Genomic DNA, 19260 nt, shown 5'->3' on the forward strand with positions numbered 1-19260 from the left:
ACAACGCGAATGATTCCCGAAAACCTAATTGAGACTAAAGAGCTTGTATTTGACAAATGTGGTTTTGACCTCCAAAATCTTGAAATAGAAAAAGAAAGTGCCGAATATTGCGCCTGTAAATTTGACCTTGACACCATTAAAATACTCTTTCGTGTTGCAAAAATTACCCCTACAAAGATTGGGCAATTTGTCACTTTTTGGAAGAGAAGCGAAAATGGACCTATCGAGCCTTATGCGGTTTCAGACGAAATTGATTTTTTTGTTATAAATACTAAAAGTAACGATAAATTTGGCCAATTTATATTTCCAAAGTCCGTTCTTAGTCAACAAGGAATTATCAGTACCAACTTAAAAGAAGGAAAACGAGGAATTCGGGTGTATCCGCCTTGGGACTTGACAGAAAGCAAACAAGCGCAAAAAACCCAAAAATGGCAACTGGAATATTTCTTAGAAATTCCGTTGAATAAATCCGTAAATTTAGATAGAGCAAAACAGCTTTATACTATCATAGATTAATAATCTTTAAAGAACAACAAAATGGAAGTAGCAAAAATAATTAAAGAAAAACTGGGAACCATAGTCGATGTACGTTCCTATGATGAGTTTATGGGCGGTCATGTAGCTGGTTCCATAAACATTCCTTTGAATGAGATACCACATAGAATGCAGGAAATACAAGAACTTAAAGCCCCATTAATTCTTTGTTGTGCATCGGGAAATAGAAGTGGACAGGCACAAGTGTTTCTTACGGCACACGGAATTGAATCTTACAATGGCGGTTCATGGCTGGATGTGAATTATCATCAGTCACAAACCACTTAAAAAGACAATCCAACAGCTATTCAAAACTAAAATCAGAACATTAATTTCTTTAAAAAATCATACATTTCGTATTTACAATTAGTTAATTAACAATTGATTACATTTTAATATGTTTAATTTTACCCTACTTGAAAATTAAATAATGAGTTTGTTTGAGAGAATATCATATTTAATATTTTTCATAAAAAATTAATCTTAAAAAACTAGTGTTATGAGAACTGAAATGGGTAAAAGCGAAAATAGTAAAGGAGCTGTACAAGCAAATGCAGCACATGGATTGAGAGATTTATTTGAAGTTGGATTGAAAGATATTTATTGGGCAGAGAAAGTGTTAACTAAAACATTGCCAAAAATGATGAAAAACGCATCATCACCAGAATTAGTTAACTCTTTAAAAAACCAATTGAATGAGACACAAGAACACGTTTCACGTTTGGAAAAAATATTTGAAGCAACTGGTGTTGAAGCGACTGCCAAAAAATGCGAAGCAATGGGAGGCATATTGAAAGAAACAAATAGCTTGATCAGACAAACTGATATTGGCGTTGTTCGGGATGCAGGAATTATCGCAGCAGATCAAAAAGTAAAACATTATGAAATTGCAACTTATGGAACCCTGCATGCTTTTGCTAAAACTTCAAGAGAAGACAAAGCAGCAATCTATTAACAATGAGTCTTGATGAGGAGAAAAAAACAGATGCTGTACTAACCAGAATCGCTTTAGCTGCAATCACTAATCAAGCGCACAGAGCTAATGCAATTACGAACACTTAACTACAATTATAATTGGAGAATTTACACTTATTCTGTATTTATCCATTCACAAAAAAGCCCGCCAAATGCGGGCTTTTTTGTGAATTATACAAACTTATGTCGGTAATCTTATTCAACTAAAATACTAGTGGAATCTTACATTAAATATTCCTAAAAACTTTTGCGGTAACCCTAAATAAAAATTACATTTGCAGCAGTTTAACTTTTACACACAAAATGAAGCCTAACACACAACAATTAAACGATTTAACAATCCAAGTCAGAAGAGATATTCTTCGAATGGTACACGCTGTCAATTCAGGTCACCCAGGTGGTTCTCTAGGTTGTACTGAATTTCTGGTAACCTTATACCAAAACATAATGGAACGCAAAGAAGGTTTTGATATGGACGGTATTGGAGAAGATCTTTTCTTCCTTTCAAACGGACATATTTCTCCTGTTTTTTACAGCGTTCTTGCGAGAAGCGGTTATTTCCCGGTATCAGAATTAGCAACTTTCCGTTTGATCAATTCAAGATTACAAGGTCACCCAACTACTCATGATGGTTTACCCGGAGTAAGAATTGCGTCAGGTTCTCTTGGACAAGGATTATCCGTAGGAATTGGTGCTGCTCAAGCTAAAAAATTAAATGGTGACAACCATATTATTTACACGCTTCACGGAGATGGTGAATTACAAGAAGGTCAAAACTGGGAAGCAATTATGTATGCTTCAGCAAAAAAAGTGGACAATCTTATCGCTACAATTGATTTAAACGGAAAACAAATTGACGGAACAACTGACGAAGTTTTGGCAATGGGAAGTATCCGTGCTAAATTTGAAGCTTTTGATTGGGATGTTTTAGAAATTGAAAAAGGGAATGACATTGAAGCTATTATTGCCGGGATGAATGATGCAAAATCAAGAACTGGAAAAGGAAAACCAGTTTGTGTGTTGCTACATACTGAAATGGGTAATGGTGTAGATTTTATGATGTACAGTCATGCTTGGCATGGTAAAGCACCAAATGATACGCAACTTGAAATTGCTTTAGGTCAAAACTATACTGAAGCCGAAAGCGACTACTAGTAAGTATTCAGTTGTTATCTCGAGCGCAGTCAAGAGACAGTAATTAGTGTTCAGTAGAATACTGTTAAAAATCTAAATTGAAAAATGAAAAAATATACAAATACAGGAAGTAAAGATACTCGTTCGGGTTTTGGGGCGGGAATGACTGAATTAGGTCAAAAGAATGAAAATGTGGTTGCACTTTGTGCGGATTTAATTGGTTCTTTAAAATTTGACGATTTCAAGAAAAATCACCCGGAGCGTTTTTTCCAAATTGGAATAGCTGAAGCAAACATGATTGGAATTGCAGCAGGTTTAACTATTGGAGGAAAAATTCCTTTTACAGGAACTTTCGCTAACTTTTCTACAGGAAGAGTGTATGACCAAATTCGTCAATCAGTTGCTTATTCTGAGAAAAACGTAAAAATTTGCGCTTCACACGCTGGATTAACATTAGGTGAAGATGGTGCAACACACCAAATTCTGGAAGATATTGGATTAATGAAAATGTTACCAGGAATGACTGTAATCAATACCTGTGATTACAATCAAACTAAAGCGGCAACTCTAGCATTAGCTGATCATCATGGTCCAGCTTACTTGCGTTTTGGTCGTCCGGTTGTGCCTAATTTCATGCCTGCTGATGAGCCTTTCGTAATAGGAAAAGCGATTGTTTTAAGCGAAGGTTCTGACGTAACAATTATTGCTACCGGACATTTAGTTTGGGAAGCGCTAATCGCTGCTGAAGCTTTGGAAGCGAAAGGTATTTCTGCTGAAGTAATCAATATTCACACTATCAAACCATTGGATGAAGAAGCGATTTTGAAATCATTGGCAAAAACAAAATGTATCGTTACTGCTGAAGAACACAATATCCTTGGTGGTCTTGGCGAAAGCGTTTCCAGAGTATTAGCATTAAACAGTCCGGCTCCACAAGAGTTTGTAGCGGTTAATGACAGTTTTGGAGAATCTGGAACACCAGAACAATTAATGGAAAAATACAAATTGAACAATCAAGCGATAGTTGAAGCCGTAGAAAGAGTAATGAAAAGAAAATAATCTTTTCCTTTTACACCAAAAAAAAATCCAGTTCAATTGAACTGGATTTTTTTTGATTTGTATTTTTTAATTACACTTTACTAAATGTCTTTTTACTCTAGCGGGATTAGTAGTATTTCCATCACAACTCGGTATATCAGCAAAAGGAATTAAAACTCCATTAGCACCTGTAATTTCTGTTTTTGTACTAACACCATCTGCATCATCATCAGTGTCTAAAAAGTTAGGTATACCATCTCCATCTGTATCATCAGGATTAACAACACCTGTTGCCAAAACTCGCATGTAATTATCACCGTTGATATCTTCTTGAAAATTCATAATTCCATCTCCATCAGAATCAAGTCTGCTTATTGCGAATAATTTAAAACTAAAAACTAAAGGCGCATAAGCTGGAATACTGGCGCTTCCTGAGTTATAATAACCTAACCCTGAAGGAAGAAACATCACTCCTGCTCCAAAATCATTATGAGTTACCGTTCCATCTGCATTTGATTTAGGCGTTCCTCCAGTTTTAAACTCCGGAAAAGTTTCACCCCATCCTGTTATAGTACTAAATAAACTTAAGAATTGTTGTGGATTCCTAACTTCCTCAAATTGAGTTGCTGTAAAAGTTTCTACTTCAGCAACTTTTTGACGAGATAAATAATCGCCTTTATATGCAGACAAAACCCCATCTACATTTGACGGTCGCTCTCCTACTCCCTCTCTTAACACTAAATAATACAACTTATACGTTATATCATGAAGTTTCACCTCTTTGATCAAAAGTTTAGGAAAAGTGGTGCTATTCAAATACGAATAAATAGACGGTGCAGTTCCACCCGTAGGAATTTTTGTAAAAGTAACATCTTGATCATCTGCAAAATTAGGATGATTAAGAACAGTTATAGAATAGGTTTTTAAATATTCTTCAATATCAGTTAAATCAGTAGCTAATTGTTCTGCATAATCTCTAGGTGGTTCAATTTCAGCAGCATCATCCTTTGAACATGAAAATAAAGAGACCGTTGTAATTAATAGAATAAAATAATACTTAAATTTGTTCATTATAGCTAAATTTTTAAGTGCGCAAGATACAATATTGATTGATTTTTGTAAACTATTTAACTCCGATTTTAGAAAATTTATGAGAATAGATAAATATTTATGGTGCGTGCGGTATTACAAAACTAGAAATATGGTTACTGAAGCCTGTAAAAAGAATCATGTGACTGTAAATGGTCTTGTTGCCAAGCCATCAAAAGAGGTTTTTCCTACTGACAAAATTACGTTCCGGAAAGACCAAATTACCCAAATCATCACCGTTCTGGATGTACCGGAGAACCGTGTTGGAGCTAAATTAGTCGATATTTACAGACGAAATGATACTCCGGCAGAAGCCTACCAACATTTAGAACTACTGAAATTATCCAAAGAACATTACCGTAAAAATGGCACAGGAAGACCTACCAAAAAAGATAGAAGAGATATCGATGAATTTGGGAATGAAATAATCACCGATGAAAATGATGATTAAAACTACAGTTTTACTTTTTTAAGTTACCAAAATGATTCTTTCAATTTTAAACAGCATACCGTTAAATAAAAAACTAAAATAATGAGCAAAAATATCATCTTAACAAATCAAGAAATCGAGCATAAAATAAAAAGAATTGCTTACCAAATCTATGAAACATTTGTAGATGAAGAAGAAATTGTAATTGCAGGAATTGCTACTAACGGTTTTACATTTGCAAAAAAAATAGCTGTAATCTTAGAATCCATTTCTCCTCTTAAAGTTTCACTTTGTGAAGTACAAATCAATAAGCAAAATCCCGAATTACCAATTCACACTTCCTTATCAAAAGAACAATATGCAAATAAAGGATTAGTTCTTGTTGATGATGTACTAAATTCAGGCACTACATTAATCTATGCAGTAAGGCATTTTATAGACGTTCCTTTGAAAAAATTTAAAACTGCAGTACTTGTGGACCGAAATCACAAAAAATACCCTGTAAAAGCTGATTTTAAAGGCATATCACTTTCAACATCTTTATTAGAACACGTTCAAGTGGTTTTTGACGAAAACGATGACAATTATGCTTATTTAAGCTAGAATTGCAACAATATCGTGTACCGTCTCATCGATTGTCTTATCATCAACAATCACCTTGTATTGCGCTTGATTGTAATAAAAGCTTCTATCAAAAAGATGTTTTGCAATAAACTCTTTCATCTCAGCGTCACTTTTATCTGCAATAAGAGGACGCTTACTTTTATTATGACTCAATCTATTGAATAAAGTATCTATTGACGCTTTGAGATAAACAGACACTACATTATCGCTTTTTAGCAACTCATGATTATTGGCATAACATGGAGTTCCTCCACCTAACCCGATGATTAATTGTTCTGGCGAATACAATAATTCTATAAAAACTTCGTGCTCTAACTTTCTAAAATAAATTTCTCCATACATTTCAAAAATGGTATTTATGGACAAATTTACTTTCTCTTCAATCTTTTTATCCAAATCCACAAAAGGGATTTCGATATTTTTTGACAACTTATTTGCAATTGTGGACTTACCACAGCCCATATAACCTAATAATATAATTTTTTTCATCTGAATAAAACCTTACAAATTAAGGTGTTGAGTAATTTTGTTAAAAAAAGACAAATTTATAATAAAATTGCTTGCAAAACTCCAAATAAAGTCCTTATATTTGCACCCGCATTCAAGGAAAGAATATGACTCGATAGCTCAGTTGGTAGAGCACATCACTTTTAATGATGGGGTCCTGGGTTCGAGCCCCAGTCGGGTCACAATTTTAGTGATCAACACATAATTTTCTTGAAAGCATTGACTCGATAGCTCAGTTGGTAGAGCACATCACTTTTAATGATGGGGTCCTGGGTTCGAGCCCCAGTCGGGTCACAAAAAGGTTGAGTAATTTATTACTTGACCTTTTCTTTTTTTAGGCCACGTGGAGAAACGGTAGACTTGCCAGCTTGAGGGGCTGGTGCTCGCAAGGGCGTGTGGGTTCAAATCCCACCGTGGTCACAATTAAATAAAAATGCTTCAAAAATAATCAAGTTTACTTGGAATTATTTTTGAAGCATTTTTGTTTTTAAAGCGGAGCTTTGTTGGGAAAGGTAAAGTAAATCACCTTTAGTTCCTTTTGTTTTTTATCCTAACTCTTATTCATTGTTCATACATCTAAAATCATAATTAAACAAGAACGATTCAGTGGCAATAAAAAAGATGTTTTGCAAACAATAACACATTTACATTTAATCGAAACTTATACATCGTAAAAAAAGCGCCTTGACATGCTATCAAGGCGCTTTTTATTGTTTTAGAAAACGTTTATTTCATTAACTGCTGCAAAGGCTTCAATTGCTCTAAATCAATATTAGATTGCTGTAAAACGCTCATCATAGTCATAACACTAGTAGGATTCATATCCTTGCCTAAAATTCGAACAACAGCAAAACCATTTTCTTTTTTATTGGCAAAGAACACAAACTCTTCAATGTGCTCATCAGTTCCTACGAAGCTCACCGAAGCACCTTCTTTACCAGAACCAAACTTCATAAGCTGTTGGTACTTTTTGTCTTTTAAAATCAAATTAACCTTAGCACGTTCAATTTCAAATTCCGCTTTATTCTTATCGTTTAATTTGAAAGCCAAAACATTCATCTTGTCAAAAGACTTTAAAGCATCACTCTGTGCAATTGACAATTTTGTTTTATCAACGTTCAGAATATTAGGTGACACATCAAGAGCTATAAAATTTTTGTTTTCGGTATTTTCTACAAAATACTTTTGCAAGGTCGGTTCCGAGTTACAGCTCACGAGAAAAAAACTCAATAGCAACGCTAATCCAAAAACTGTTTTCATCTTATTTTTTTCCTTTAGTTGCTTTCTTCAAATCTTCCCCACCAGGAATTTTCATCTTATTAGTAAGAACTGAAATTTCATTCAAATCGAAATTACCTTTCAAAGACATTAAAACCGTATCATCATTTTTTGCACCCTCAATGAACATAAACAACTCTCTTATTTGAGCATCACTAGCTCCTGATTTTACAAGAATTTTAATGCTTCTGCCATCTTCATTCACACGCATCAGTTCTTCTAATCCTGCCGTTTTTATGTATTTTTCAGCTACAACTTTCATTTCACCTTCTATTCTGGCGCTTTTAGTGGTAAATACTTTCAAATCATCTAGTTTCTTTATTAAACTCAAATATTGTTGTGTTTCTTTATCTGAAGCATCCATTTTTACTTTGCTCATCAAATCAAACATTTTTTTATTGACAATGATTGATGTTACGCCTTCTTGCCCGTCGAATTTATCAAAAATCGCTTGTGCAAAAAATGTGCTTGAAACTAATGTAAATACTACTGTTAGTATAAACTTTTTACTCTTATTAAAATTACTGTTCATTTTGTTATTATTGATTGTTGATTTCATTTTTTTAAATTGTTGTGGTTTAAAATTATTTTTTTGTTTTTTACTGTTTACTCAAGGCAATTAAGAACCACCAGACTGTTTTTTAGTACTAATGAATATTTTGTCTTTTGTGGTTTGGTATTCTTGAATATATAGTACACTTTCTATGCCAACATTTACATTATCTGATAATAATGATAATGCTTTTTGAGTTGCTTTAAAAGCTTCTTCAGGATCATCATACGTTCCTAAATCTTGGCTTTTATTTACAACATCTGCACTATAATAAGCATAGGTTCCTATTCCTAGCAAAACAACAACCGAAGCCGCAATTGATATCCACGCAACATTACGTTTTTTATCCCGAGACCCGGGGAGTAGTGGAATTTCTGGCGTAAACTGACGCTGTTTTGCAAGAGAGAAATACCCAAATATAGGTTTGTATTGTTCTAAATGCTGCGCAACATTCGATGAAAAAAAATAATTACGTAATTCATTTTCTTCTGCAATACTGGTTTCTCCCTGAAAGTATTTTTCTAATAAATCTTCTATTTTAACTAATTCCATAATTGTGTGTTTCTGTCATATAATCCCGTATCGTTCTTCTTGCCCTTGAAAGTGCTACCCGAATCGCGCTCTCATTCATGTCGAGTATTTTTGCGATTTCTTCAAATTCATATTGTTCAACATCCCGCATTTGAATAATTAATCTTTGTTGAACGGGTAATTTATTCATTACTTTCTCCACCCAGTTCAAACTGTCCAGGTCTTCCATTTTCTTATCGAGACTTGGTTCTCTATCTACATAATTTGTATGAACGATTTTGAGGTTTCCTGTTCTTTTTGATTTTAGCTGATCCAAACAATAATTTTTAGTCATTGTCATTGCAAATGCTTCTAAACTGCTGTACGCTGCTAAATTTCCATTTTTACTCCATAATTTCACCAAAACTTCTTGAGTTGCATCTTCGGCTTCTTCGGTACTTACGAGCAATCGTTTGGCCAGCCTAAAAACTTTGTCTTTAAAAGGAGTGACAAGCAACACAAACTCATTTTGGTTCATAAAAAATTAGGTTTTTAAACTGGTTATATAATCTAGACGACTCATTTTTATTTTTGTAACAAAAAATATAAAATAAAACTAAAGTTACTATTTTTACGTTAATTATATTAAAACCTACATATGAAAACAAGTTTCAAATTTACGCTTTTATTATTTATAGCAGTTTTCACTTTTCAAAGCTGTCAAGATAATGATGATGTTGCCCCACCAGCCAGTTTAGACATACAAGATTTTATTTGGAAAGGGATGAACCAATATTACTTATGGCAAGCAGATGTTCCAAATCTAGCCGATGATAAATTTGCAGACCAAACTGCATTAAATACGTTTCTGAGAGGATACACCGTTCCCGAGGATTTGTTTGATGCACTTAGAGTTGACAAAACCATAGATCGTTTCAGTTGGATTGTCGATGACTATTTAGAACTCGAAGGAACGCTCCAAGGAACTACTAAAAATAATGGAGTTGAATTTGGTTTAAGCAGAAAACCTGGAAGTACTACTGAAATATTTGGTTATGTACGTTATATCATTGCAAATTCAAATGCATCGAATAAAAACATAAAACGTGGTGATTATTTTACTGCCGTAAATGGAATTCAGCTTACTTTGACTAACTATGAGTCGCTATTATTTGGTTCCAACGAAAATTACACATTAAATCTAGCAGATTATAACGGAACTACTATTGTAGCCAACGGAAAATCAGTAGAGTTGACAAAAACCGTTTTATCCGAAAATCCAATTTTAATCAACAAAGTAATCACTTCCGGCTCACATAAAATAGGGTATTTGATGTACAATGGTTTTTATGCTAATTATGATACGCAATTGAATGAGGCGTTTGCTTCTCTAAAATCACAAGGGGTTACGGATCTAGTTTTGGATTTACGCTATAACGGAGGTGGGTCTGTGCAAACTGCTACGCGATTAGCGAGTATGATTACTGGACAGTTTACAGGAAAAGTTTTTGCTAAACAACAATGGAATGCTAAAATTAACGCGTATTTCGAAACTAACAATCCCGGAGCTTTACTAAATAATTTTACTGACAAAATTGGAAGTACTGCAATAAATAGTTTAAACTTAACTAAAGTTTATATCTTGACTACTCAAAGCACAGCATCAGCAAGTGAATTAGTAATCAACGGATTAGAACCTCATATCAATGTAATACAAATTGGTGATGTAACTGTAGGAAAAAATGTTGGGTCTGTTACACTATACGACTCCCCTACTTTTGGCTCCGAAAACAGAAATCCAAATCACAAGTACGCCATGCAGCCGATTGTGTTAAAAATTGTGAATTCAACCGGTTTTGGAGATTATTTCAATGGATTACAACCTGATTATTTATTAAAAGAAACAATTAGCACTTATGGCGTTCTTGGAAACTCAGAAATCAAAAAGATAAATGATAAAGAAGAATTAATATCTAATGAACCCCTATTAGACATGGCTTTTGCTAAAATAACCGGAAGAACTACACCTACAAATAGAACAAGCCAATCTGCCTCAGGTAAAGATTTTGAATTTTTTAAAGATTCTAAATCAATGCGAAGATTTCAAAATCAAATGTACATTGAGAAAGCTCCAGAAGGACTTTTGAAAGCATTGGAATAATATAAATTTCAAAAATTAAACTAAAAGGAGGTTTTCATCACTGAAAGCCTCTTTTTTTATTAGTACAAATCAACAAGCGTAATTTTTTTTTACCAACAAAAAACCCGTTCCAAATTAAGGAACGGGAATTAAGAGTAAAACTGAAATAATTTTTCTTTGTTTTTAGAACAAGAAATTCAAACCTAATTTAAAATTTCTACCTCTTGTACTGTATCCTCTACTTTCGACAAAGTCTTTATCCAAAATATTATCAACTGTACTAAAAATATTCAATCTGTTTTTGATCAATTCATAACGAACATTAGCATTTACTAATTGGTAATCTTTCAGAATTTCTGATTTCAATACAGGGTCATACGTTGGCGCTGGATAGATTGTATATTCTAAATATCTGTCAGACACAAATTGGTATGCCACATTAAAAGCAAGTCGAGACGTTGCTTGCAGATCTATAGCAGCGTTGACTTTATGTTTAGGATTCAAGATACGAGATTGTCTTTCTAACTCTGTATAAGTATAATTGGCATTGAATTTTACTTTATCATTAAAGGCATACGAAACCATTGTTTCAAGTCCTTTGGCTTTGTTTTTCCCATTTACATTAAAGTATTTGTAAGTCATCAAATCAAATCCTATAGCATCTTCTTCTTCTCTTTGAAAAACAACTGCATTTAAAACTACTTTTTTATTTGCTAAACTTACTTCAAAACCAACTTCGGCTGTAGCATCTTTCTCTGGAGACAAACCTAAGTCACCATATGGAGAATACAACTGATACAAACTTGGAGTTACAAATGCTGTACTATAAGAAGCTAATATTTTTAATGATTCTGAAAAGCTGTATGATGGATTCACGTTATACACTAAATTATTTCCGTATTTACTATGAATGGTATAACGTGCTCCTGCATTTAGGTTTAATCCAAACCCAGAATTATAAACTGCCGTTACATAAGGATCAATCATATTGAATTTAGCCACCTCCGTTGTAATTGCATCATACTGGCTTGTGTTTGACATTTCGTGAAACTGAAATTGTGCTCCAGTAACAACAAATACGTGAGATGAAATTTCATATTTATTAAAAGCATCAACATTAACGCTTCTTGACTTTGCCTGGAATAAAGATCCATAACTAAAGATGTCGCGATTGATTACATTGGCACCAGAGTTAATTACAAATTCTCCTTTATTGTATTTGTATTTTGGAGAAAAACCAATTCTAAATTGCTCCGAAAGACTAAAATTCTTAATATCATCTGAAAATGAACCTGCATCAAAACCGTTTTTCATTCGATCGTAATTTGCAAAGAAATCCAATGATAATTTTTTAGTTGGTGTAAAGCCAATTTTCACCACCGAATTTAGTCTTGAAAAATCATCGTTCTCAAACTTAGTATTTGAATTCAATGGTTTTGCCTCAGAAATACCTGTAGTTTCAGTACTATTTAAAGAAGCAAAATAATTTACTTTTTCAAAACCACCGTTTACAGCAATTCCTTGACTGTAATCTTGTATGCTATAATTTGTATTTTTGGCAGCTGTTTGTGTACCAATATTCACGTATGCATTTCCAGCAATAGCTTTTTTACCTGCTTTTTTAAGTGTAATATTAATAACACCAGTTGCTGCTCCAGAACCGTATAAAGTACTTGAAGCGCCTTTCATAATCTCAATACTTTCAATTTGCTCCACAGGAAGCAATCTCAAATCATACGATAAGCTAATCCCCGAAGCATCCGTAACCGGAACCCCGTCAATCAAAATTAAAACCTGATGATTTCTTCCTCCACGAATGTAAAGTCCCAAATCCTTACCATTACGACTCTGATTCCCGTTGATTTCAACACCTGCTACCGTACTTAAAATAGAAGCTACTGATTGTCCTGCTTTTTTCTTTAAATCTGCAGCAGTGATTTTTACGATAACTTTTCCTGATTTTTCTTTTGGCAAAGCAAATTTTGAATCGGAAACAACAACTTCATCAAGTTGTTTTGGTTCTTGTTCTTGTGCATACGTGTTCATTGCAAATAACAATGCAATCGCACTAAAGCGAATGAATTTTTTGTTCATTTTAAAAATGTAAAATTTAATAAATGGGGAGAAAAGCATAGAATGACCCATACCCAAACCTTTTTTCCCGAAAGTTTGATACTCGATGTAATAGGCAGGTCTCCTGGCTTACGTCTTGTTGTTTACCTTCTCATCTCGTCTTTAAGGACGAGACAATGGTTTTGTAGATAACAACAAGCTTGATAGCTTACAGTTGCGGGTACAGCTCAGGATTTTTGATTTAAGATTTAGGATTCTTGATTTAGGATTTAAATCCTGAAATCTGAAATCTAAAACTTGAAATCTATCACCTGATTCCCTTTTAATGTGGTTTGAAAATAACAAACCTCAACCTCAATACGGCGGCAAAGATAAAATTATATTAAGTTAATAACCTAAATAATTGCGAATTTTATAATTCAATTTTAATTACAGCTCCAAAATCTACTTTATTCTGAAAAGCATCTTTTAGTGGTAAATCCGAAATTTTACATAAAAAACTTCGTATCACTCCTGCATGTGCCACAATAATTACTGGTTTTGAATTCGTTGTTTGAACTTCAGTATGCATAAAATCAATTACTCGATTGTGCAAATCCGTAAATGATTCTCCGTTAGGCACGCGAACATTTACAAAATCAGTCATCCAAGGTGTAAAATCATCTGGTGGAATTACATCCCAATTTTTCATTTCCCAATCGCCAAAATTCATTTCCATCAAGCGAGAATCCTTGTTAATAGAAGTAATTTCTGAGTTGTCTTTGATATAATTTGCTAAAAGCATACAGCGAAGCAAAGGACTAGAATATAATATTGCATCTTGAGGCAATTGATTCAAAACAGACTGAAAAACAGCCTCATAAGGCTCCATGATTTTCACATCGGATTGTCCATAACAAATTCCTTTTTCGCAAACCGTTTCTGTGTGACGTACTAAATAAACTTCCATAATGCAATAACTGATATGTAAAAAACCACTTCGCAAACCTGTTGTGTTGCGCCCAAACAATCTCCGGTATACCCGTCAATCCATTTCTGAAAATAACGCGCCAAAAAGAATCGAGTCAGAAAAACAGGGATTAAAACCAACAGCATTTGCCACTGAAAATAAGACAAAATAACTAATGGAAGCAATCCAAAAAAGAACGCTCCCACCACTTCTCTCCAAGAATAACTTTGTGCGATAGGTTTGCTTTTGCTGGAAGCGTCCTCACGAGAATATTCATGGGTAAAAACAATCGAAATTGCCGCTAACCGACTGATGGAATGCCCAGAAACAAGCAGCAATAGAATTATAAATTGTGGATTATAAATTATAAATTTAGGATTATCCAAGACATCAATTAATTGAGTCAGCCCTTGAAATTTAAGGAATAACAACAGCATCACACCTATTGCTCCATACGCACCAATAGCACTGTCTTTCATAATTATCAGAATTTTTTCTTTGGTCCAACCGCCACCAAAACCATCGCAAACATCAGCAAAACCATCTTCATGAAAAGCTCCGGTAACTAAAACGGAAGCAATCATAGAGAAGATTACCGCAATTTCAGGTGCTACTAGATAATTAAAAACACAATATACTCCAAAAGCCACACTGCCGACAATCCAACCAATCAATGGAAAATAACGGGACGCTTTATTCAAATAATCCGGATTATGATCAATGGTTGCAGGACATGGAATCCTGGTGTAAAACATTAATGCTGTAAAAAATATGTGTAGTTCTTTTTTCATTTTTGGAATTATTTTTTGATTTATTTTCCTGTAGAGACGCACTGCAGTGCGTCTCTACGTGCGTCTCTACCGACTGCTAACCCCCGCTGATTCAAAACTCGCCATATCATTCAAGAATGCTACAGCCGACTCAATTATAGGAAAAGCAATGGCACAACCCGTGCCTTCACCCAACCGTAAATCGAGTTGCAACAGGGAACGAACTCCTAGGTAATCTAATATTTTTTGGTGCCCTTGCTCCGCAGATGAATGACAAAAAATAGCATTTTTAGTAATGGATGGATTCTTTTTAAAGGCAATTAAAAAAGCAACACTACAGATAAATCCATCCACTAGAATCAACATATTGGCTTCTTTTGCCTGAAGCATTCCACCTACCATTTGCATGATTTCAAATCCTCCGAAATAAGCTAATTTGCTCTCTAAATCATCTAAACCATCATAATTGGCAATGCATTTTTTAAGGATATTAATTTTTTGAATCAACTGTTCATCATTTACTCCTGTGCCTTTCCCCACGCAATCTTCAATTGGCAATTCTAAAATAATACTCATTAAAACCGAAGCAGTGGCCGTGTTACCAATGCCCATTTCACCAAAACCAATACAATTACTGCCCGTTTTTGCAATAGAGGCAACAATTTCACTTCCTTTCATAAAACACAATTCAACTTCTGTTTTACTCATTGCGGCTCCATGCAAAAAAGAGTGTGTTCCCTTCCCTATTTTAGCCGAAATCAAATCAGTATTCATAGGAAAATCATAATTCACACCTGCATCCACAATAGCTAATTGAATCTTATTTTGTTTACAAAACACATTGATAGCTGCACCACCTATCAAAAAATTAGTCACCATCTGTCTGGTTACATCTTGCGGATAGGCACTTACTCCATGATTTGCAATTCCGTGATCAGCTGCAAAAACAACCAGATTCGGTTTTATAATTTTAGGTTCTAAAGTTTTAAACACCATCCCAATTTGTTTGGCAAGCACTTCTAAAATTCCTAATGAACCTGTTGGTTTGGTTTTTTGGTCGATTTTATGTTGTAACGCATTTGCAAAAGCAGCAGCATCTATTTCCTTTTTAGTATCAAAAAATACTTTCTCAACCTTACTTTCATTCAAAACAGTGATTTCCTCAACTAATGGAATTTCTTGTTTTTGTTTCCAATTCAGTTGTTGCAACATGGGTTGATTATCATAGTCAGTAGCTGGTTTTCCAATACAAAAATACCCCAATGGCTCCATGTTTTCAGGCAAACCCAATAATTGTTTGAACTGATAGTAGTTTAAGATAGAAACCCAACCCATAGAATAGCCTTGCTCCGTTAAGGATAACCAAATATTTTGCGTCGCACAAACGGAACTGAACTTTACCGCTTCATTACTCCCGACAGTTCCAATCGTAAAATTATTCAAAACGGAACGATCATAGCAAATCACTAATCCCAGCGGAGCTTCTTCTATAGCTTCTAACTTAAGGTCTTTGTATGCTTGTTTTTGTTGTTCATTATCTGTTTGCGAGATTGCTTTTTTATCATAATCTAAAAACAAATCTTTAATGGCTTTCTTCATTTCAGCCGACTTAATCAGATAATATTTTGTAGCATCAGTCAAACCCACTGAAGGCGCCCAATGTCCTGCTTGCAGTGCTTTTTCAAGAACAGCATCCGGTACTTGATCCTCCGTAAAATGACGGGTGTCGCGACGGGATTTTAAAATTTCATCTAAATAAGTCATCTTAAAATGATTTTGTTTTTATACTTCTTCCCAAACGATGAAACAATAATTTTCATAGGTAATTCTAGTGAATTCAGGCAATTCAATCGCTCCAGAAAACAACGGACAATTAATTACCAAAGTATGAAATTCGCCATTTTCACCACAAGGATCTATTCCTTTTTCATGTAATTCTTGAGCTAATTCTTTCGTCAAAATTTTACCCAGATAACGTTCTCCCATAATTGTATTGCAAGAAACAATCATCGTTACAATTCCGTTTTCAAGCATTTGATTTACCAAAACGATTCGGTCTTGTTGCCACAAAGGTAAAATTGCTTTTAGCGATGCTGCGGCACATACTTTGTCTTCCCAATCTTTGTGCGGTTGCAAATCAATGTCACCAAAAACGGCTGCTTCCAAATCATATTCAGCTTTTAGCATTTTCAAAACTGCTATAAACTTGGTTTCATAATCGCCCCAAGTTGCGGGAATACCTTGCAGAGGCAATCCCATTTTTTGAGCTTGTTGATTCAATATAGACAATGGCAAGCCATGAGAACGAGACACTTTCCCGTTTTCATTCATCATATTGAGTAACACTTTTGGAACAAATCCTTGCTGAATTGCTTGCATCATTGCATAACAACTGTCTTTTCCGCCACTCCAAGAAGTTACAAAATTCATATGTAGTTATTTATTGATTTTTAATTGAATATGTAATACGCTATGAGGCAATATTTCTTTGAATTTAATATTGTAAAATCATAGCTATTTCATTTTTTTTCTTTTATCGTTACAGGAATTCCAGAAACCATAAACACAACGGTATCGGCAGTTGCAGCTATATATTGATTCATCCAGCCTTGAAGTTCAGTGAATTTTCTACCAATGTGAGTATCGGCATGAATACCCATTCCTATTTCATTTGTCACAATAATAATAGTTGTATTTTCTTGATTGGCAATAGCGTCAAATTCAGCTTTAGCTTGTTCTAAACACAAGGAAACATCGTTTTTAGTATCTACAAAAAAGTTCGTTAACCAAAGTGTAACACAATCGACAATCGCTACTTTTCCTGAAAAATCAATTTCACTCAAGTGTTTTTCTTTTTCGATATTAATCCATTGTTCGTCCCGATCTTTTTGATGGCGATCGATTCTCTTTTGGAAATCATCATCCCATTTTCGGGCTGTAGCCACATACATTGGTTTATCCGATAATTCTTTTGCTAAATTTTCGGCATAACTACTTTTACCGGAGCGTTCACCGCCAGTTATTAAATATATCATTTTTATATTTTTTTAAATCCATACGGACAATGTCGACATCCATTGCCACAACAATTACCTCTTTTTAGATGAAACCAAGCTTTAAAGACATAGTTCCCATTTTCTAAATAATAGTCAATTCCTTCTATAAGATTCGTCGTTTTGGGTAAATCTTTGGCTTTATTATCCGTTGTAGTTTCAGGAGACAGAGTTGCAACATATTCGTCAATTTTAGTGGAGCAAGCCGTTGTAAAACAACTGGAACACAAGCAATCCACCACTTCTGACGGAGTAAAAATGGGTGGAAAATTGTTGCACCAGCATTTATTTCCTTCAGGTGTGTCCCCACAATTAAAAGGTGTTCCGCAAGTAGAACAGTTTTTGACTTTAATGCTATTCATTTTGTAAAGATAGTATTTGTTCAATTTTTTACTACTAAAAATAAACAAGAAATTTTATAAATTTGGTATACCTTTGTCGCTATCGAAAAATTAAACCATGAAATTCACCTTTAAATTAATCCTTTTTGTTCTCTCTTTTTCAACTTTAGTTGGATGTAAAAAAAGCGAAAACCTTACCATAAAAGAAAGTACAAATTCAAAAAATGCAATCGAATATGCCTCTAGCCTTTCAATAAATAAATACGAAGGATATTCAGTAGTGACAGTTTCAAATCCTTGGCCTGAAGCCAATAAGAACTTCACATATATATTAAAAGAAAAAAACGGCAACATTCCAGATAGCCTACAAAAATACACCATAATTTCAGTTCCTTTAAAATCAATTGTCGTTACCTCAACAACTATTATCCCTTTTTTAGAAATGTTGAGAGTTGAAAAATCATTGGTTGGTTTTCCTCACACCGATTACATTTCTTCTGAAAAAACCAGGAAACTAATTGATGCCGGCACTGTTAAAAACATAGGACAAAACGAAAAATTAAATATGGAGCAACTCATTGAGTTGGAGCCTAACTTAATCGTAACCTTTGGCATTGACAACAACAATCCGATGATTGATAATTTACAAAAAAGCGGTCTTAATGTACTCATACAAGCGGACTGGATGGAACAAACTCCACTTGGCAAAGCAGAATGGATTAAGCTTTACGGCGCTTTATTTGGAAAAGAAAAAGAGGCCAAAACACTTTTTGATGGTATTGTCAAAAATTACAATGACGCTATAGAATTAGTTGCCAACAAAAAACCAACAGCGACCGTTTTATATGGAGCTATGTATCAAGACCAATGGTATGTAGCAAGAGGAAATAGCTGGGTAGCGCAGTTTATGAAAGATGCCAAAGCGAATTACTTGTGGTCAAATATTTCAGGAACAGGAAGTCTTAGCATGCCTTTTGAAAAAATATTAGAGAAAGCAAAAACAGCAAAATATTGGATTGCAACAGGTTCATTCAAAAACAGTGCTGAATTCGAAAACAGTAATCCACATTACAGTCAGTTTGACGCTTCAAAATCTAAAAATGTGTATACTTTTGAAAGTAAATTAGGGGCTACAGGAGGAACCATTTATTATGAATTAGCAGCAAGCCGACCGGATTTAGTCTTGAAAGATTACATTAAAATCTTCCATCCTGAACTGCTTCCAAATTATACTTTTACTTTTGCCCAAAAACTAAACTAAA

General features: G+C 34.2%; 23 protein-coding genes, 3 tRNA genes and 1 riboswitch. Of the genes, 13 read left to right on the forward strand and 13 right to left on the reverse strand.

Features of this window, described 5'->3' with window-relative positions:
- Positions 1-9: 9 nt before the first annotated feature.
- The 5 genes from ACNQF6_RS14680 to ACNQF6_RS14700 all read left to right on the forward strand — a co-directional run bounded on the left by ACNQF6_RS14680 (position 10) and on the right by ACNQF6_RS14700 (position 3702).
- A complete protein-coding gene (locus ACNQF6_RS14680; RefSeq protein WP_417966665.1) occupies positions 10-516 on the forward strand; it encodes a MepB family protein in 507 nt (168 codons plus the stop codon).
- A gap of 21 nt (positions 517-537) precedes the next feature.
- The gene (locus ACNQF6_RS14685) at positions 538-822 is read left to right on the forward strand and encodes a rhodanese-like domain-containing protein (protein ID WP_099716039.1); all 285 of its coding nucleotides are present in this window, start codon (positions 538-540) and stop codon (positions 820-822) included.
- Between the two features lie 211 nt (positions 823-1033).
- Entirely contained in the window at positions 1034-1489 is a 456-nt protein-coding gene (locus ACNQF6_RS14690; protein ID WP_417966668.1) for a DUF892 family protein, read from the forward strand.
- Positions 1490-1812: 323 nt separating this feature from the next.
- The gene (locus tag ACNQF6_RS14695) at positions 1813-2664 is read left to right on the forward strand and encodes a transketolase (RefSeq protein WP_282733502.1); all 852 of its coding nucleotides are present in this window, start codon (positions 1813-1815) and stop codon (positions 2662-2664) included.
- Positions 2665-2748: 84 nt separating this feature from the next.
- Complete coding sequence (locus tag ACNQF6_RS14700) at positions 2749-3702, forward strand: transketolase family protein (protein ID WP_282711353.1); 954 nt, start codon at positions 2749-2751, stop codon at positions 3700-3702.
- A gap of 66 nt (positions 3703-3768) precedes the next feature.
- On the opposite strand, the gene ACNQF6_RS14705 is transcribed toward ACNQF6_RS14700, so the two are convergent.
- Positions 3769-4752, reverse strand: a complete 984-nt coding sequence (locus tag ACNQF6_RS14705) for an FKBP-type peptidyl-prolyl cis-trans isomerase (protein ID WP_417966670.1) — start codon at positions 4750-4752, stop codon at positions 3769-3771.
- 79 nt (positions 4753-4831) lie between these two features.
- Between ACNQF6_RS14705 and ACNQF6_RS14710 the strand changes: the two genes are divergently transcribed.
- Positions 4832-5221 (forward strand): RNA-binding S4 domain-containing protein, encoded by a 390-nt coding sequence (locus ACNQF6_RS14710; protein ID WP_282730409.1) that lies wholly within the window; start codon positions 4832-4834, stop codon positions 5219-5221.
- 81 nt (positions 5222-5302) lie between these two features.
- A complete protein-coding gene (locus tag ACNQF6_RS14715) occupies positions 5303-5803 on the forward strand; it encodes a phosphoribosyltransferase family protein (protein ID WP_282730410.1) in 501 nt (166 codons plus the stop codon).
- Here ACNQF6_RS14715 and ACNQF6_RS14720 read toward each other — a convergent pair.
- The gene (locus ACNQF6_RS14720) at positions 5795-6313 is read right to left on the reverse strand and encodes a shikimate kinase (RefSeq protein ID WP_417966673.1); all 519 of its coding nucleotides are present in this window, start codon (positions 6311-6313) and stop codon (positions 5795-5797) included. The two genes, ACNQF6_RS14715 and ACNQF6_RS14720, sit on opposite strands and share 9 nt — an antisense overlap.
- Before the next feature lie 127 nt (positions 6314-6440).
- Here ACNQF6_RS14720 and ACNQF6_RS14725 point away from each other — a divergent pair.
- The 3 genes from ACNQF6_RS14725 (at position 6441) to ACNQF6_RS14735 (ending at position 6751) form a co-directional block, all read left to right on the forward strand.
- A tRNA-Lys gene (locus tag ACNQF6_RS14725) sits at positions 6441-6513 on the forward strand.
- A gap of 39 nt (positions 6514-6552) precedes the next feature.
- A tRNA-Lys gene (locus ACNQF6_RS14730) sits at positions 6553-6625 on the forward strand.
- A 43-nt stretch (positions 6626-6668) separates the two neighbouring features.
- Positions 6669-6751: transfer RNA gene (locus ACNQF6_RS14735), tRNA-Leu, on the forward strand.
- A 306-nt stretch (positions 6752-7057) separates the two neighbouring features.
- On the opposite strand, the gene ACNQF6_RS14740 is transcribed toward ACNQF6_RS14735, so the two are convergent.
- From ACNQF6_RS14740 to ACNQF6_RS14755, 4 genes are read right to left on the reverse strand one after another with little or no spacing between them, the layout of a single operon-like run.
- A complete protein-coding gene (locus tag ACNQF6_RS14740) occupies positions 7058-7591 on the reverse strand; it encodes a DUF4252 domain-containing protein (protein WP_417966675.1) in 534 nt (177 codons plus the stop codon).
- Between the two features lies 1 nt (position 7592).
- Entirely contained in the window at positions 7593-8168 is a 576-nt protein-coding gene (locus tag ACNQF6_RS14745) for a DUF4252 domain-containing protein (RefSeq protein ID WP_417966677.1), read from the reverse strand.
- A 60-nt stretch (positions 8169-8228) separates the two neighbouring features.
- Positions 8229-8714: a hypothetical protein gene (locus tag ACNQF6_RS14750; protein ID WP_417966678.1), complete on the reverse strand. Its 486-nt coding sequence runs from the start codon at positions 8712-8714 to the stop codon at positions 8229-8231.
- A complete protein-coding gene (locus ACNQF6_RS14755; RefSeq protein WP_417966680.1) occupies positions 8701-9210 on the reverse strand; it encodes an RNA polymerase sigma factor in 510 nt (169 codons plus the stop codon). The genes ACNQF6_RS14750 and ACNQF6_RS14755 overlap by 14 nt, the downstream gene beginning before the upstream one ends.
- A 120-nt stretch (positions 9211-9330) precedes the next feature.
- On the opposite strand from ACNQF6_RS14755, the gene ACNQF6_RS14760 reads away from it, so the two are divergent.
- The gene (locus ACNQF6_RS14760) at positions 9331-10833 is read left to right on the forward strand and encodes a S41 family peptidase (RefSeq protein ID WP_417966682.1); all 1503 of its coding nucleotides are present in this window, start codon (positions 9331-9333) and stop codon (positions 10831-10833) included.
- Positions 10834-10995: 162 nt separating this feature from the next.
- Here the strand turns inward: ACNQF6_RS14760 and ACNQF6_RS14765 are convergent, their stop codons facing one another.
- The 7 genes from ACNQF6_RS14765 to ACNQF6_RS14795 all read right to left on the reverse strand — a co-directional run bounded on the left by ACNQF6_RS14765 (position 10996) and on the right by ACNQF6_RS14795 (position 17899).
- Positions 10996-12906, reverse strand: a complete 1911-nt coding sequence (locus ACNQF6_RS14765) for a TonB-dependent receptor plug domain-containing protein (protein ID WP_282711369.1) — start codon at positions 12904-12906, stop codon at positions 10996-10998.
- A gap of 75 nt (positions 12907-12981) precedes the next feature.
- Positions 12982-13251, reverse strand: a riboswitch (cobalamin riboswitch).
- A gap of 46 nt (positions 13252-13297) precedes the next feature.
- A complete protein-coding gene (gene cobC, locus ACNQF6_RS14770; RefSeq protein WP_417966685.1) occupies positions 13298-13834 on the reverse strand; it encodes an alpha-ribazole phosphatase in 537 nt (178 codons plus the stop codon).
- A complete protein-coding gene (locus tag ACNQF6_RS14775; protein WP_282711372.1) occupies positions 13819-14625 on the reverse strand; it encodes an adenosylcobinamide-GDP ribazoletransferase in 807 nt (268 codons plus the stop codon). Before ACNQF6_RS14775 ends, cobC begins: the two co-directional genes overlap by 16 nt.
- A 66-nt stretch (positions 14626-14691) precedes the next feature.
- The gene (cobT, locus tag ACNQF6_RS14780; RefSeq protein WP_417966687.1) at positions 14692-16368 is read right to left on the reverse strand and encodes a nicotinate-nucleotide--dimethylbenzimidazole phosphoribosyltransferase; all 1677 of its coding nucleotides are present in this window, start codon (positions 16366-16368) and stop codon (positions 14692-14694) included.
- An 18-nt stretch (positions 16369-16386) separates the two neighbouring features.
- On the reverse strand, positions 16387-17034 hold the full coding sequence (locus ACNQF6_RS14785) for a Dph6-related ATP pyrophosphatase (RefSeq protein WP_282711376.1): 648 nt from the start codon (positions 17032-17034) through the stop codon (positions 16387-16389).
- An 89-nt stretch (positions 17035-17123) separates the two neighbouring features.
- Positions 17124-17639, reverse strand: coding sequence for a bifunctional adenosylcobinamide kinase/adenosylcobinamide-phosphate guanylyltransferase (gene cobU / locus ACNQF6_RS14790; RefSeq protein WP_417966689.1), 516 nt, complete (start codon positions 17637-17639; stop codon positions 17124-17126).
- Between the two features lie 2 nt (positions 17640-17641).
- A complete protein-coding gene (locus ACNQF6_RS14795; protein ID WP_417966814.1) occupies positions 17642-17899 on the reverse strand; it encodes a DUF5522 domain-containing protein in 258 nt (85 codons plus the stop codon).
- On the opposite strand from ACNQF6_RS14795, the gene ACNQF6_RS14800 reads away from it, so the two are divergent.
- Complete coding sequence (locus ACNQF6_RS14800) at positions 17793-18026, forward strand: hypothetical protein (protein ID WP_417966818.1); 234 nt, start codon at positions 17793-17795, stop codon at positions 18024-18026. The two genes, ACNQF6_RS14795 and ACNQF6_RS14800, sit on opposite strands and share 107 nt — an antisense overlap.
- A gap of 90 nt (positions 18027-18116) precedes the next feature.
- Complete coding sequence (locus ACNQF6_RS14805; RefSeq protein ID WP_417966691.1) at positions 18117-19259, forward strand: ABC transporter substrate-binding protein; 1143 nt, start codon at positions 18117-18119, stop codon at positions 19257-19259.
- Position 19260 lies beyond the last annotated feature (1 nt).

The sequence above is a fragment of the Flavobacterium pasteuri genome (assembly GCF_048286615.1).
GTDB lineage: Bacteria > Bacteroidota > Bacteroidia > Flavobacteriales > Flavobacteriaceae > Flavobacterium.